Consider the following 14,960-nt stretch of genomic DNA (forward strand, 5'->3'; position numbering starts at 1 on the left):
ATAGTCAGAGGGCCATCTTACGCCTGATGCGCGCAACGCCTTTCTGACACGTCAAACGGGGCCGGGTTCAGCAACAATCCATTTCAGATAAGGCCGGCAATCGCCAAAAACAACCGGCTGTTAGCAGCAGAGCGGCACGACTGCTGGCTTGCACGCGAATATGTCCTCGCTACACTGGACCTGAAACGGCGCCCATCAGGTGCCGCAGCAGCAGGACCAGCCAGACGGGGTGAGCGATGACAACAGCAATGGTCAAACAGGAAATCGCCGTGGCGTCTTTCAGTCGGGTGTACGACCTCGATCAGGTCGAAACCGCGCTGAACGATCTCGGTGAAGGCGCGAACGAGGCACTGCGCGCGACATACGAAAAGATGCTGAAAACCGGCAATCTGCGCTTTTGCGTGAAGCCGAACCGCATGCCGTCGATCGACGATCTGATCGACGCGCTGCCCAATTTTTCAGCACCGCTCGACGACATCCGCAAACAGGTCGCCTTGTGTCTCGAAACCGAAGACCGCCTGGAACTGATGCCGATTCTGCTGCTCGGCGACCCCGGCATCGGCAAGACTCACTTTGCCAGGCAGTTGGCGCGCCTGCTCGGCACCGCCTATCAATACGTGGCGATGAGTTCGCTGACGGCGGGGTGGATTCTGTCGGGCGCCTCGTCGCAATGGAAGAACGCGAAGCCGGGCAAGGTGTTCGATGCGCTGGTGAATGGCAGCTACGCGAATCCGGTGATTGCCGTCGATGAAATCGACAAGGCGACCGGCGACTCGCAATACGATCCGCTCGGCGCGTTGTATGCGCTGCTCGAGCACGATACGGCGCAGACGTTCATCGACGAATTCGCCGAGATTCCGATCAATGCCGGGCATGTGATCTGGATTGCAACGGCGAACGATGAGCGCTCGATTCCCGAGCCGATCCTGAACCGGATGAACGTGTACGAAATCCCTGCGCCGGACCGCGACGGCGCGCGCCGCATTGCCCAGGCGATCTACGACGGGATCCGCTCGGCGCATAACTGGGGACTGCGCTTTCCCGAGGTGCTCGGCGACGCTGCGCTCGATGCGCTGATGCGGGCGTCGCCGCGTGAAATGCGGCGGGCGATTCTGAACGGCTTCGGCGCGGCGCGCATCGACGGGCGCGACCGGATCGAAGCCGGCGACATTCACCTCGATTTCGGAAATCGGCGAAAACCCATCGGGTTTTGACTATTTTTTGGCACTTTTTCGTAAAAAACCGCCTCCTGGTGGGCTTTTCCATAGCCAAACCGGGAATCGGTACCGCAAATGGTGTGAATGCTGCGGCAATTATTGCGGCAGAGGAGATGCCAGGACGCAAGCACTGTCACCTTCGACGGCGTACACTGAACCAGTCTGGCCGATACGTTTGAGACCTGCGCAAGACCGAGTGCCCGCAGTGGTTGCCGACTGCGGGCATTTCTGTCTGTACGGCGTCATACAATTTTGCGTAGCGGTTGCGAATGGACGGGAGCGTTCGACAGCGCGCGGTGTACGGCACGCGTCGGACGCATCCTGTCTTCATCTTGATCGGGCGAACGAGGCAGCGCGCGGCGAAGTCGGCCGCGTCAAGGGACATGGACCAAATCGAATGTGTAGTGATCGGCGCTGGCGTGGTCGGTCTCGCGGTGGCGCGCGCGTTGGCTGCGCGCGGCCGCGAAGTGATCGTGCTGGAAGCGGCGGAGGCGATCGGCGTGGGCACCAGCTCGCGCAACAGCGAGGTGATTCACGCGGGCATCTACTATCCGCGCGGCTCGCTCAAAGCGGCGCTTTGCGTGCGCGGCCGCGAGATGCTCTACGACTACTGCGTCGAGCGTAAGGTGCCGCATTCGCGCTGCGGCAAATTACTGGTCGCCACCTCGCGCAACCAGATTCCCCAGCTCGAAAACATCATGGCCAAAGGCCGCGACAACGGCGTGCTCGACCTGATGCGAATCACCGGCGACCAGGCGCAAGCCCTCGAACCCGCGCTCGAGTGCGTCGAAGCGGTGTTCTCGCCGCAGACGGGCATCGTCGATAGTCATCAGTTCATGCTGGCGCTGCAGGGTGACGCCGAACGCGACGGCGCGGTGTGCGCGTTTCACGCGCCGGTGCAGGGGATCGAAGCGAGCAATGGCCGCTTCAACATCCAGGTGGGCGGTGACGCGCCGACCACGATCAGCGCCGCCTGCGTGATCAACAGCGCCGGCCTGCAGGCGAATGCACTGGCCCGCAAGATTCGCGGACTCGACGCGCGGCATGTGCCGCCGCTCTATCTCGCGCGCGGCAACTACTTCAGCATCTCCGGGCGCGCGCCATTCAGCCGCCTGATTTACCCGATGCCGAATGAAGCCGGTCTCGGCGTGCATCTGACCATCGACCTGGGCGGGCAGGCGCGTTTCGGTCCCGACGTCGAATGGGTCGATGCGATCAATTACGATGTCGATCCGCGTCGCGCGGAATCGTTTTACGCGGCGATTCGCGCCTATTGGCCCGCGCTTCCGGACAATGCATTGCAGCCCGCTTATGCGGGGATTCGTCCGAAGCTTTCCGGTCCCGGCGAACCTGCCGCCGACTTCCTGATTCAAGGCCCGGCCGCGCACGGCGTACGTGGACTGGTGAATCTGTTCGGTATCGAGTCGCCGGGATTGACGGCGTCGCTCGCCATCGCGCAGCGCGTGTGCGAACTGAGCGGCCGCGCGTAATTCGCGCGGTTCACGCGCCTCGCGTATCGCTGCGAGGTCACGGTAAGTGCCCGACTCGCGCGTAATCTCGCGCGTGATCGATCCGCATTGCGCGCGACCTTCGGGCGCGGGGCAGTACTAATTCGCTTATCTCTATCATTTGGGTCGTCACGCGCGACGGCTTCGTTGATATCCTTGGGGACCGCTGTCATCAGAACGGCGATCAGTTCAATAAAACGGAGTGAGTCCCCATGAAATCATCACGTCGTACGTTTTTGATCACCAGCATTGGTGTGGCTTCCACCTTTGCGCTGTCGCGCCAGGCATTTGCCGACGCGCCGAAAGTCTCCGAATCCGATCCGACCGCGCAAGCACTCGGCTACAAGGAGGACGCGAGCAAAGTCGACAAAGCGAAATTCGCCAAGTACGCAGCAGGCCAGGACTGCGGCAACTGCAGCTTCTTCCAGGGCAAGCCGACCGACGCCTACGCTCCTTGCCCGATGTTCGCCGGCAAGCAGGTCGCGGCGAAGGGTTGGTGCAGCGCATATAACAAGAAGGCCTGATTAGCCGACAGCCGCGCGCGCAAACGGTGTTGTGCGAAACGCGCCGCAACATGGCGCTGTGCAGTCGAGGATCCATCATGCAGGCGTCTGCCGCCCCGCGCGGCAGACGCCTTTTTGCTGCTTGAAAACCGCTTGTGCGCTCTTTACACTCCAATGCGACCTCAGCGGCCGGCGTCATTTTTCTCACTCGCGCCGATGCGCCATTGCACCGAAACGACGCACCACAGGATACTTTTCGCAGGCTGGAGATTCGAATGACACCAGCGTCAAGGAGCCTTCATACGCGGGCGGTCGTCGCGGCTGTGATCGGCAATGCGCTCGAGTGGTACGACTTCACCGTGTTCGGTTTTCTGACGGTCGTGATCGCGCAACTGTTCTTCCCGGCCGGCAACGACTATGCGTCGCTGCTCCTCACCACCGCAACGTTCGGCGTCGCTTTCGTCATGCGGCCGATCGGCGGCATCGTATTCGGACTCTACGCGGATCGCGCGGGACGCAAAGCGGCGTTGTCGCTCGTCATCGCGCTGATGACGCTCGGCATTCTGGTGCTCGCGATCGCACCGCCGTATTCGGCGATCGGCATCGGCGCGCCGTTGATGATCGTAGTCGGACGCCTGCTGCAGGGCTTTTCCGCCGGCGGCGAGTTCGGCAGTTCGACGGCGTTGCTGATCGAAGCGGCGCCATTCTCGAAGCGCGGCTTCTACGGCAGCTGGCAGATGGCGAGCCAGGCGGCGGCGCTGCTGCTCGGCTCGCTCATGGGCGCATTGATCACGCGTGGGTTGTCGCCCGAAGCGTTGAAATCCTGGGGCTGGCGCGTGCCGTTCATCCTGGGTTTGATCATCGGGCCGATCGGCTTTTATATCCGCCGGAATCTCGCTGACTCGGAAGCGTTCCTGCTCGCGCAAAAAACCGCGCGGCGCGCGACGCTCGGCGAAGTCTTCAGAAGCCACAGCCGCGACGTGCTCTGCGGACTCGGCTCGGTGATCGCACTCACGGTGACGATCTACGTGCTGATCAGCTATCTGCCGACCTTCGCGGTCCATCAACTGAAACTGCCCTACGCACAATCCTTTTACGCGGTGATCGTCGGCAATCTGCTGTTGACGGTGCTTTCGCCGTTGACCGGCGCCTGGTCGGACCGGATCGGGCGCAAGGGGCTGTCGCTGTGGTCGCTGGTGATCACGCTCGTGATCATCTATCCGCTGTTCGTGTGGCTCGCGGCGGAGCCGAGCGTGTCGAAACTGATTCTCGTGCAGGCGTTGCTGTCGATCACGCTGTCCGGCTATTACGGGCCGTTCGGCGCGCTGATTGCGGAGCTGTTTCCGGCGAATGTGCGCTCGATTGGACTATCGCTCGCGTACAACATCGCGGTGATGGTGTTCGGCGGGTTTGGGCCTTTTATCGTGACGTGGCTGATCGATACCACCGGCTCGCCGCTCGCGCCGACTTACTACGTGATGGGTGGACTGGCGCTGTCGATCGTCGCGGTGGCCTGCATTCCGGGCAAGCGCCACGCCGATCTCGACGCGCAGCGCAAACCGGCCTGAGCGGCGGTTCGCATCCGGTTGCGCGTCGGTGTTCACTGCGGGACTTCGCCGCCACTTCGCATCGCTGCCCTTGGGTGCCTTTGGTGCCTTGGATGCTTTCGGTGCCTTTGCTGCCTTGCTGCCGTCATCACCTTCGCCGTCTTTGCCACTCTCTCCGCCGCATGCGGCGTCTTCGTTCAGTTGCGTGCCTGCATCAACGGCGGCCGCCTGTCGAACCACGGCCGGGCCGTTTCGAGTTGCGTGGCCAGACGCAGAAGCATGGCCTCGCCGCCCTCGCGCGCGGCAAACTGCACGCCCACCGGCAGCCCGCGCGCAGTCCAGTAAAGCGGTACCGACATCGCCGGCTGACCGCTCAGATTGAACAGCTCCGTGCAACCGGCCCACGTGAATGCCTTGTTCGACGCTTCCGCCAGCACCTTCTTCATCAGCGCTTCGAGCGGCATGGCGGTGACGGCGCGCATCTGCATGCGTTCAGCAGAGGTGGGCTGCATCTCGCCGATCTTGATCGGCGGCGCGGCCAGCGTGGCGCACAGAATCACGTCGTAGCGATTCAGCAGATCAGTGAGTCGTTCGGTGATACGGCGCTGTTCTTCGAGCGCGGCGGGCAGGCCACGCTCGCCGAGTTTGCGGCCCACGTGCGCCATCGCCCACGTCGAAATTTCGAATTCGGCACGCAGCGGTTTGCGGCCGCTGATGCGCTCGGCGTTGAGCACGAGATCTTCCGCTGTCACGGACCAGAGCGTGAGGAACGCATGCCGGACCGCCGCGAAGTCGATGCCGAGCGACACCGGTTCGATGTTATGGCCGAGCGAACTGGCGAGTTGCGCGGCGTCGTCCAGCGCGGCGCGCGAGTCGGCGGAAAGCGAGGGCGCCAGCATCGGCTCGGTGACGTACGCGATGTTCAGCGGCTTGCACGGCTCGCGGCTCGCGCTCAGAAACGTGCCTGGTGCGCCGGGCGGTCTGTCCGCATTGCCCGCGAGCAGATCGAGCAGCAACGCACTGTCGCGCACGCTGCGCGATACCGCGTGATCGACGCCGAGTTCGCCGGCAGCCGCCGCTGTCGCGCGCGGCACGCGCCCGCGTGAAGGTTTGAGGCCGAAGAGTCCGCAGCATGAGGCCGGAATGCGGATCGAGCCACCGCCGTCCGACGCATGGGCGAGCGGCACGATGCCCGCGGCAACCGCCGCCGCCGCGCCGCCGCTCGAACCGCCCGGCGTATGGTCGAGATTCCACGGATTGCGGCACGCACCAAACAGTTCGGGCTCCGTATAAGGCATCTGGCCGAGCTCGGACGTGCTGGTCTTGCCAAAGATGTTGAGGCCGGCCGCTTTTACGAGCGTGACCACGGGCGCGTCCTGAGCCGGAATGAAATGGCGGTAGTGGCGGCTGCCCATTGCCATGCGCAGCCCGGCGACCGGTGCGCCGAGGTCCTTGATCAGATAGGGCACGCCCGCCAGCGCGGTTTGCGCGCTTTCGCTCTCCACACGGTGGGCACCGTTCGCCGCGCGGTTTGCGTCGTCGCGCGAAGCACGCAGACGGGCTGCGTCGTAGTCCTTCAGGACAACCGCATTGATCGCGGGATTGACGGCTTCGGTGCGTGAGATCGCTATGTCGAGCAACTCGCGCGCGCTCGCCTCGCGCTTGCGTATCAGTTCGGCGAGGCCGGTGGCGTCATGGGCGAGATAGTCTGAATGCACGACGGATGGGCCCTCGGTATCGAACTCTGGATCGGCATGGTTCTGCATGCGCGCGGTGAACCGTTCTGCCGGACCTCACGCCGCCCGGGCTGATTGCCCCACACGGAAGAAGACGGCGTGCTGCTGACACGCCGTCTTTGAGAGAGTAACTGAGTTATGCGCGCGAATGGCTGGCGCAAACAGAAAGCGCCGATAAAAACACGCAATTGGCGCGTGCAATCGGGCAGCGCGAATGGCCGCACACACAACGCGCCAATCAGAGGCGCGAGTTACAGACGCTCGCCGAGGAAGGTCAACGTGCGGCCATGCGCCAGCGCGGCGGCGCGCTGGTTATACGACGCGCGGTCCGAGCAGTTGAAGCCGTGATCGGCATTCGGATAGATGTGGAACTCGGCGTCGGTGCGGCCGGCGAAGCGCTCCTGAATCTGTCCGATAGCCGACACCGGAATATGCGCGTCGAGCTCGCCGTAGTGGAATTGCATCGGCACCTTGATCTTCGCTGCTTCGTCGAGCTGGTTCTGGATGCCGCCGCCGTAGTAGGCCACCGCTGCGTCGAGCGTGCCTTGCGCCGCGGCCAGATACGCGAGCCGGCCGCCGAAGCAGTAGCCGATCGCCGCAATCTTGCCGGTCACTTCCGGCATGGCACGCAACGCGGCGGCGGCTGCGCCGATATCGGCTACGGCCTGATCGACGTTGGTCTTCTGCATCAGCTCGATGCCCTTCTCGCGATCCGCGCCTTCATACGTCAATTCCACGCGCGGCTGCACCCGCCAGAACACGTCCGGTGCGAGCGCGATGTAGCCGTCCTGGGCATACTGATCCGCGACCGAGCGGATATGGCTGTTCACGCCGAAGATTTCCTGAATGATGATGACGGCCGGTCCCTTGCCGCCTTTGGGCAGCGCAAGGTAGCCGCCGAAACTGTCTTTACCGGCGGGAATGTCGATCCATCGGGAAGTGGTGCTCATGTTGCTCTCCATTGACTCGCGCGCGGCTGCGCGAGGTCGGTCTGAATGAATGCCCGAGGCCTGGATACCTGAAGCGGGGCGGTCAGTTTGCCATCAAAAGAAACGCCTTGCAGAGCGGCTCCAAACGGAGGAAATCTCGTAAGACGATTGAAACGTTCTCGATAATTCATTTCTCCGGCGCCGAGCACCTCGGTACAGTCCAGCGTATCGGCTCGCCCGTGCGGCGAGCGCATTGGCGGAAAAGGAATCCATCATGAGTGAAGTCAATTTTGTGACACCGTTTGCCAGGCGTTTTGGGTTGCGCGTGCCGGTCGTGCAGGCACCGATGGCGGGCGGCGCGACGACGCCGGCGATGGTCGCGGCGGTATCGAACGCCGGCGGTCTCGGTTTTCTGGCGGGCGCGGCGCTCTCACCCGAGAAGATCGCGAGCGAAGTCGCGGCGATCCGCGCGCTGACGGATCGTCCGTTCGGCGTGAATCTGTTCGTGCTCGAACCGGCCGCGCCGGACGACGCCACCGTGCGTACCGCGCTCGAAGCCATCGATCCCTTGCGCCGCGATCTCGGTTTGCCGCCGGGTGGGCCGCTCGCGCGCTATGCGCCGGATTTCCGCGCGCAGCTGGACATGCTGATCGAACTACGCGTGCCGCTCGCCAGCTTCACGTTCGGACTGCTCCCGGCCGACGATGTGGCCCGGCTGCATGCCAACGGTCTATATGTAATAGGTACCGCGACGCACGTTGCCGAAGCTGTAGCCTGGCGCGACGTGGGCGCCGATGCGATTGCGGCGCAGGGCGCGGAGGCGGGCGCGCATCGCGGCACGTTTATCGGCGCCTTCGAAGAGGCGCTGGTCGGTACGATGGCGCTCGTGCCGCAAGTCGTCGACGCGACCGGGCTGCCGGTGCTCGCTGCCGGCGGCATCATGGATGGACGCGGCATCGTCGCGGCTCTTGCGCTCGGTGCGCAAGCCGCGGTGATGGGCACCGCGTTTCTCACCTGCCATGAGAGCGCGATACCGCAGGCATGGAAAACCCGCGTACGGTCCATGTCCGACACCTCGACCTCGGTCACACGCGCGATCACCGGCCGCCATGCGCGCGGCATACGCAATCCGTTGATGCAGCGTTTGAGCGAGGCGCCCCAGAAGATCGCGCCGTATCCCGTGCAAAATGCGTTGACGCAGGAGTTGCGGCAAACCGCGAGCCGCGCGGAAAACGGCGACTATCTTTCGCTATGGTCAGGCCAGGGGGCGCCCTTGGGCCGTGCGCGCCGCGAAGGTCTCGGTGCCGCCGAACTGATGAGCCAGCTCGAACGTGAATGGCGCGAGGCAACGGCGCGCATCGCCACGCCGAACGCTGATTGAGCATGATTCAGGCGCGTCTCGCAACGCCTTGTGGCGTGCCTCCTTTTCAGGCACGGAACGGGCACAAAGCCTATTCGGATGATTAACGGTTTAACGGGATAAAACCTTTAGGCCGTGCTGTAAGACGACAGCCTCACATAGCGGAAACCCGCATGGGCTGGTGCTTTCGGGTCAATCTGTCCAGCCGCGATCGGTGCCTGTTGGATAAACGCTATTAGTGTTGATCCCACTTCCTCAAAAAAGTCCCACAAATTAATTTGATGGCCTACACTTGCGCGCAAGTACGGTTTGCCGCCTGCCACAAACAGTCCGGCGAGCGTGCTGGCCAAGTGCATGAACGATGCAACCGGCGTGGTCGTCCACGGGACTGAGCGACACGTGTTGGGGAAGCGGGGGCACAGGGCGATTACGTTGTTTTTGGGACCGAAACTGGAGACTTACATGAACATCAAGATTCAAAAGCTGTTGCCGATCAGCGCTGCGGCGATGCTGTTCGCAACGTTGGCAACTTCCGCGGCAGCTGACCAGGTCGTCAAGATCGGCCACGTTGCACCGCTGACTGGCGGTATCGCTCACCTGGGTAAAGACAACGAAAACGGTGCACGTCTGGCAGTTGAAGAAATCAACGCCAAAGGCCTGACGATCGGCGGCCAGAAGATCACGCTGCAACTGGACGCACAAGACGACGCGGCCGACCCGCGCACCGCAACGCAAGTCGCGCAGAAGCTGGTCGACGACAAGGTCGTCGCCGTGGTCGGCCACTTGAACTCGGGTACGTCGATCCCGGCTTCGAAGATCTATAGCGATGCCGGCATCGTGCAGATCTCGCCGTCGGCAACGAACCCGGCCTACACGCAGCAAGGTTTCAAGACCACGTACCGCGTCGTCGCGACCGATGCGCAACAAGGTCCGGCACTGGCTAACTACGCAGCGAAGGGTCTGAAAGTGAAGAGCGTCGCGATCGTCGACGACTCGACCGCTTACGGCCAGGGTCTGGCAAACGAATTCGAAAAGACGGCGAAATCGCTGGGCCTGAACGTGATGTCGCATGACGCGACGAACGACAAGGCTGTCGACTTCCGCGCGATTCTGACGAAGATCAAGGGCGAAAACCCGGACGCGATCATGTACGGCGGCATGGACGCCACCGGCGGCCCGTTCGCCAAGCAAGCCAAGCAGCTTGGCCTGCGCGCGAAGGTGCTGGCAGGCGACGGCGTGTGTACCGACAAGCTGTCGGACCTGGCCGGCGACGCAACCGACAACATCGTCTGCTCGGAAGCCGGTATGGCGCTCGAGAAGATGGCCGGCGGCGCAGCGTTCCTCGCCAAGTATCAGAAGCGTTTCGGTCAGCCGATCCAGATCTACGCTCCGTTCACGTATGACGCTGTGTACATCATCGTCGACGCTATGAAGCGTGCTAACTCGACCGACCCGGCCAAGATCCTGGCAGCCATGCCGAGCACGGACTACAAGGGTGTGATCGGTGAAACCACGTTCGACTCGAAGGGCGACCTTCAGCACGGCGTGATCTCGCTGTACAACTACAAGGCAGGCAAGAAGACGCTGCTCGACGTAGTGAAGATGTAAAAATCGCGTGACCGTGGGCAGCGTTGGTCTGTCTTCGGTCGCCTGGTCAGGAAGGCACGCGCGCCGCGAGGTTCGCGTGCCTTTTTCTTTGCCGATTCGTTTTGTGAATCTTTCTTGCCGATCCGCATTGTTCGGAGAATGCCGTGACCACTGTGACCCGTTCGTTCGACGACGCATGGCGCCGCTGGATTGCCGAGAATCTGCTGCTCGACGCACCGCCCTCCGCGCTGCATGGCGCACTGCTCGGCCACGGTTTCGATGCGGCCGATGTCACGCGAGAAATCGAAGCGGCGCTCGCGAGTCCTTATTTTCACGGCGCTGCGCGCTTGCGCAATCGTTTGCGTAAGCGTGAATGGATTTTGTCGGTGTATAGCGAACTGAATCGCATGCGCGCGGCGAGCGGTGTGATCGAACGGTGCGAACGCTTATCGCGCGATGCGTTCTTTGAGCAGTATTACTTTCAGAACCGGCCAGTCATTATCACCGGCGCATTCGATTTCTGGCCTGCGTGTTCGCGTTGGAATTGGGACTATCTTCGCCGGCAGTGCGGCGATTGCGAAGTGGAAGTGCAGTTCGGCCGCGAGTCGGATGCGAATTACGAAATCAATCAACCCAGGCTCACGCGCATGATGCGCTTTGCCGATTATGTCGATCTAGTCGAGCAGCGCGGCCCGACAAACGATTTCTATATGACCGCCAATAACACCTCGCGCAATCGCGCGGCGCTCGCGGCGTTATGGTCCGATGTGCCGCCAATCGACGCCTATCTGGATGCCGCGTCGCCCGACACCGGTTTCTTCTGGATGGGACCGGCCGGAACAAAGACGCCGTTTCACCATGACCTGACCAACAATTTCATGGCGCAGGTGATCGGCCGCAAACACATCAAACTCGTGCCGCTGTCCGATACGCCGTATATGGCGAACCACCTGCATTGCTATTCGCGAGTGGACGGCGGTGCGATCGACTTCGACAGTTTCCCGTCGATGCGGCAGGCGCAATTGATCGAGTGCACGCTCGCGCCAGGCGAACTGCTGTTTCTGCCTGTCGGCTGGTGGCATTACGTGGAAGGAATTGACGCATCGGTGACGATGACGTTTACCAATTTTCTTCGCAGCAACGATTTCTCGCGTCGCTACGATACGTATCACGAACTATGACGTGCGGTTGAATGGAGCGCCGCGCTGAAGCGTCGCGGTCGGAATGCGATGCTGGAGGTGAGAAGCGTCGTGAATCGGCTAGAAGTGGCGCAAAGCGGGGAGAAGCGCGGAAAAAGGCGAAAGAAGCGCGGAGCGAAACATGGAGAAAAGCGCGCAGCGAAACATAAAAAAGCGCTGATAAAAGCGCTGATAAAAGCCCGGCAAAAAAATCGGCGAGCCGGTTGCCCGGCTCGCCGCCCCCTTCGACGCTTGTTTGTTCGCGCCGTTATTTGCTGTCGTTGTCTTTGTTCGTCACTTCCTGATTGCCAGAGCGCCGAGACCGCCGAGCAGGCCGCCGCCGGTCGTGCCGCCTGCCGACGTCGCCGCACCGCTCAAGGCGCCGGTGACGGTGGTCAGCAAACCGGTGACCGGCGCGAGCGGATTGCTGCCGCCGCCACCCGATCCTGTGGCCGAGCCCAGCGCGCCCGTCAGCGACGACACGGCCGAGGTCACGGGCGCAAGCGGATTGCCGCTGCTGTTCGTCGCGCCGCTCAAGGCACCAGTGACCGAACTCACGACGCCGGTAAGCGGCGCGAGCGGACTACCCGAGCCCGTGCCGCCAAGGCCGCCGAGGCTGCCGGTCAAGCTGCTGACGACACTGGTCAACGGTGCGAGCGGGCCGCCGGCGCCGCTTCCGCCCGTCAGGCCACCGCTCAAGGTGCCGGGCAGCGCGGTGAGGATGCTGGTCAACGGCGCGAGCGGTGAGCCCGTGCCTGCGCCGCTGCCCGGATTCAGAATGCCCGTGATGCCGCCGAGCGGATTGCCGCTACTCGGGGCGCCAGCCGTCAACAGGCCGCCCGCGGACGTGACCGTGTCGCCGAGTTTGGTGACGACGTTGCCGAGATTCTGGCCGACCGGATTACCGGTCGCGCCGCTGAGCTTGCCGCCGGCGCTGTCGAGACCATGACCGATTGTCGAAAGCAGGCCGTTTAGCGGTGCGCCGAGACCCGTCGTGTCGCCGACGGTTTGCGTCGTCTGCGCGAGCGTGCTCGTGATCGGCGTGATCGCGGTGGAGACCGTCTGCGTGACTTGCTGGATCGGGCCGTTCGTCAGTTGCGAACCGAGTTGGGTGCCGAGGCCGCTGACCGCGTTGCCGACCGTCGAGACCGTGCTGCCGAGCGGCGTGGTCAATGCGCTCAGCGGCGCGGTGGGGCCGCTGCCGAGGCTCGTGACCAACTGGCCGGCGCTGTTGACGGCCTGGCCCGCGTCGTAGACCAGGTTGCCACTGCTGCCGAGCGTCGTGCCGAGCGGATTGGTGGAATTGCCAAGCTGGCCGAGCCCGTTCGCCACGCCTGTGCCGACGGCGGTCACGCCGTTGCCGAGATTCGATACCACGTTGCCGAGCGCCGTGGTGGTCGCCGGATTCGCGCCCGGAATCGGCGTGAGGCCGATCTGGCTGCCGACGGCGGAGACGGTTTGGCCGGTGGCGGTGATCACGTTGCCGGTGTTTTGCACGACGACGCCGATGGGGTTGGCGCTGGTGGGGGTTGGTGTCGGTGTTGGTGTTGGTGTTGGTGTTGGTGTTGGTGTTGGTGTTGGTGTCGGTGTCGGCGTCGGCGTCGGCGTGCCGCCGCCCGAACCGCCTCCGGCACCTGCACCCGCGCCACTTCCCGTACCTGGCCTCGTCAGCGTGCTCCCGCAGCCTGTCAGGATGATCATCGACGTGACGCACATGGCGATCGCCGTCAGCTTGAATTTGCGATTCATGGTCTGCTCCCCCGTAGTTCTGGAAATTACTTTGCCTGGGGGAGCTAATTGCAAGGCCTATGCCATTTTTATCCACACGTCGGCGGCATGGAGTAAACGTCTATAAATCATAGTGTTGTCGACGCGAGCGCGAAAGCTGGCGAGACTCGTTTCAACCGACGTGTCGCGGAACACCTCATTGCGCGGCCCGCACGTAACGTAACGTCAGGCGCGCGCTTCGCACGGACCTCACATGCTCCGACGCAGCCGCGGCGTGCTTGTGCGTCAGATCTTCAAACGCCGCAACACCTTCGGGCCCGCGAGCGCGATCAACGCGGAACAGATGGCGACCACTGACAACCCGATCGGCAAACTGCTCACCTGCGTCACCGCGCCAATGATCACCGGCCCGAGCAGCAGCCCGAAGTACGCCAGCCCGGCAACGTGCGCCAGTCCCTCCGCCGCGTGAATCCCTTTGACGCTCGCCGCCGCCGCGAACAGCACAGGCATCATGTTCGCGAGGCCGAGACCCATCATCGTGAAACCGATCAGCGCCGCGACCGGATTCGGCAGCAACAGCGCACCGACCATGCCGACGCAGGCGAGCGTGGCGCTGGCCATCACCAGTTGCGGAGCACCGAAGCGGGCGCGCACCGCGTCGCCGGCAAAGCGCGCGGCCGCCATGCCGCCCGAAAACGCCGCGTAGGCGGCACTCGCCAGCGCGGGCGAGGCCAATACGACGTCACGCATATAGACAGTGGCCCAGTCGTACATCGCGCCTTCCGCGATCAGCGCGACCAGCGCCATCGCGCCGAGTGCCCACAGCGCCGGCGAGCGCCAGCGGTTGGCGCGCGGCGTGGCGGAGTCGGGATGTTCGGCGTGCGGCACGTGCGGCAGCACGGAAGGACAGGCGGCCAACAGGACGAGCGCGCTGACCGCGGCGGCCAGCGCGAGATGGACCGCCGGCGCCATGCCGCGCGACAGCAGCGCGCCGCCGACCGCCGCGCCCGCCATCCCGCCAACGCTGAACATGCCGTGCAACGACGACATGATCGGCTTGCCGAGCGCTTTTTCGACGGCGCTGGCCTCGGCGTTCATCGCGACATCCAGCGTAGCCATGCCCGCGCCGAAGGTGGCCAGCACGGCCAGCAGCAGCCAGTACGTCGGCACAACCAGGATCAGCGCCGCGCACACCGCCATCACGAGGCCGCCGCTCAGGCAGGCGCGCCGCGTGCCGACCCGCGCGATCCACGAAGCATTGGCCGCCATCGCGCCGATCGAGCCGCCGGCCACTGCCAGCAGCGCAAAGGAGAGCATCGCCGCGTTCAGATGGAAACGGTCACGCACCGTCGGCACATGCACCCCCCACGACGCGTACATCATGCCGGCGATGAAAAACACCGCCATCGTGGCGATACGGGCGCGCTGCCGAGCGGTATCGGACAGTTCGCGGTGAGCGGCGGGAAGGGCGGCGTATTCGGAAGAGCGGTCTGACACGGAGATCTCGAGGAGGGAGACGCGGGAGAAAGCGCGTTGAAAGCGAAATTCCGATTCTAACGAAGCATGCTGTTTTATGCTGGAAGGCGGAATCCGCATAGTTGCGGTTGTTCGGCTCAGCTCAGCTCGGCTCAGCTTGACCGGACTGGCCTCGCGCGGCGTGCTTGCCG

General features: G+C 63.5%; 11 protein-coding genes. 7 read left to right on the forward strand and 4 right to left on the reverse strand.

Annotated features, from left to right (window positions below):
- The first annotated feature begins 236 nt into the window (after positions 1 to 236).
- The 4 genes from BXE_RS00640 to BXE_RS00655 all read left to right on the forward strand — a co-directional run bounded on the left by BXE_RS00640 (position 237) and on the right by BXE_RS00655 (position 4,796).
- Positions 237 to 1,214, forward strand: coding sequence for an AAA family ATPase (locus BXE_RS00640; RefSeq protein WP_011486514.1), 978 nt, complete (start codon positions 237 to 239; stop codon positions 1,212 to 1,214).
- Positions 1,215 to 1,600: 386 nt separating this feature from the next.
- Complete coding sequence (locus BXE_RS00645) at positions 1,601 to 2,707, forward strand: NAD(P)/FAD-dependent oxidoreductase (protein WP_011486515.1); 1,107 nt, start codon at positions 1,601 to 1,603, stop codon at positions 2,705 to 2,707.
- Between the two features lie 230 nt (positions 2,708 to 2,937).
- Positions 2,938 to 3,249: a high-potential iron-sulfur protein gene (locus BXE_RS00650; RefSeq protein ID WP_007179637.1), complete on the forward strand. Its 312-nt coding sequence runs from the start codon at positions 2,938 to 2,940 to the stop codon at positions 3,247 to 3,249.
- A 254-nt stretch (positions 3,250 to 3,503) separates the two neighbouring features.
- The gene (locus BXE_RS00655) at positions 3,504 to 4,796 is read left to right on the forward strand and encodes an MFS transporter (protein WP_011486516.1); all 1,293 of its coding nucleotides are present in this window, start codon (positions 3,504 to 3,506) and stop codon (positions 4,794 to 4,796) included.
- 176 nt (positions 4,797 to 4,972) lie between these two features.
- Here the strand turns inward: BXE_RS00655 and BXE_RS00660 are convergent, their stop codons facing one another.
- Positions 4,973 to 6,541: an amidase gene (locus BXE_RS00660; RefSeq protein ID WP_011486517.1), complete on the reverse strand. Its 1,569-nt coding sequence runs from the start codon at positions 6,539 to 6,541 to the stop codon at positions 4,973 to 4,975.
- 221 nt (positions 6,542 to 6,762) lie between these two features.
- On the reverse strand, positions 6,763 to 7,461 hold the full coding sequence (locus BXE_RS00665) for a dienelactone hydrolase family protein (protein WP_011486518.1): 699 nt from the start codon (positions 7,459 to 7,461) through the stop codon (positions 6,763 to 6,765).
- A 253-nt stretch (positions 7,462 to 7,714) separates the two neighbouring features.
- Here BXE_RS00665 and BXE_RS00670 point away from each other — a divergent pair, with 253 nt between their 5' ends.
- The 3 genes from BXE_RS00670 (at position 7,715) to BXE_RS00680 (ending at position 11,568) form a co-directional block, all read left to right on the forward strand.
- Positions 7,715 to 8,821, forward strand: a complete 1,107-nt coding sequence (locus BXE_RS00670) for an NAD(P)H-dependent flavin oxidoreductase (RefSeq protein ID WP_011486520.1) — start codon at positions 7,715 to 7,717, stop codon at positions 8,819 to 8,821.
- Positions 8,822 to 9,262: 441 nt separating this feature from the next.
- Positions 9,263 to 10,408 (forward strand): branched-chain amino acid ABC transporter substrate-binding protein, encoded by a 1,146-nt coding sequence (locus tag BXE_RS00675; protein ID WP_038457076.1) that lies wholly within the window; start codon positions 9,263 to 9,265, stop codon positions 10,406 to 10,408.
- 143 nt (positions 10,409 to 10,551) lie between these two features.
- On the forward strand, positions 10,552 to 11,568 hold the full coding sequence (locus BXE_RS00680) for a cupin-like domain-containing protein (RefSeq protein ID WP_011486522.1): 1,017 nt from the start codon (positions 10,552 to 10,554) through the stop codon (positions 11,566 to 11,568).
- A 291-nt stretch (positions 11,569 to 11,859) separates the two neighbouring features.
- Here the strand turns inward: BXE_RS00680 and BXE_RS00685 are convergent, their stop codons facing one another.
- Together BXE_RS00685 and BXE_RS00690 are read right to left on the reverse strand one after the other, a co-directional pair.
- Positions 11,860 to 13,314 (reverse strand): collagen-like triple helix repeat-containing protein, encoded by a 1,455-nt coding sequence (locus tag BXE_RS00685; RefSeq protein ID WP_011486523.1) that lies wholly within the window; start codon positions 13,312 to 13,314, stop codon positions 11,860 to 11,862.
- A 264-nt stretch (positions 13,315 to 13,578) separates the two neighbouring features.
- The gene (locus tag BXE_RS00690; protein ID WP_011486524.1) at positions 13,579 to 14,790 is read right to left on the reverse strand and encodes an MFS transporter; all 1,212 of its coding nucleotides are present in this window, start codon (positions 14,788 to 14,790) and stop codon (positions 13,579 to 13,581) included.
- Between the last annotated feature and the right edge of the window lie 170 nt (positions 14,791 to 14,960).

The organism is Paraburkholderia xenovorans LB400, from assembly GCF_000013645.1.
In the GTDB taxonomy this organism is placed as follows: Bacteria; Pseudomonadota; Gammaproteobacteria; order Burkholderiales; family Burkholderiaceae; genus Paraburkholderia; species Paraburkholderia xenovorans.

Coding starts and splice junctions, on each gene's coding strand:
- BXE_RS00655 (WP_011486516.1), top strand. CDS start 3,504: ATGACACCAGCGTCAAGGAGCCTTCATACGCGGGCGGTCGTCGCGGCT.
- BXE_RS00675 (WP_038457076.1), top strand. CDS start 9,263: ATGAACATCAAGATTCAAAAGCTGTTGCCGATCAGCGCTGCGGCGATG.
- BXE_RS00645 (WP_011486515.1), top strand. CDS start 1,601: ATGGACCAAATCGAATGTGTAGTGATCGGCGCTGGCGTGGTCGGTCTC.
- BXE_RS00640 (WP_011486514.1), top strand. CDS start 237: ATGACAACAGCAATGGTCAAACAGGAAATCGCCGTGGCGTCTTTCAGT.
- BXE_RS00660 (WP_011486517.1), bottom strand. CDS start 6,541: ATGCAGAACCATGCCGATCCAGAGTTCGATACCGAGGGCCCATCCGTC.
- BXE_RS00685 (WP_011486523.1), bottom strand. CDS start 13,314: ATGAATCGCAAATTCAAGCTGACGGCGATCGCCATGTGCGTCACGTCG.
- BXE_RS00650 (WP_007179637.1), top strand. CDS start 2,938: ATGAAATCATCACGTCGTACGTTTTTGATCACCAGCATTGGTGTGGCT.
- BXE_RS00665 (WP_011486518.1), bottom strand. CDS start 7,461: ATGAGCACCACTTCCCGATGGATCGACATTCCCGCCGGTAAAGACAGT.
- BXE_RS00670 (WP_011486520.1), top strand. CDS start 7,715: ATGAGTGAAGTCAATTTTGTGACACCGTTTGCCAGGCGTTTTGGGTTG.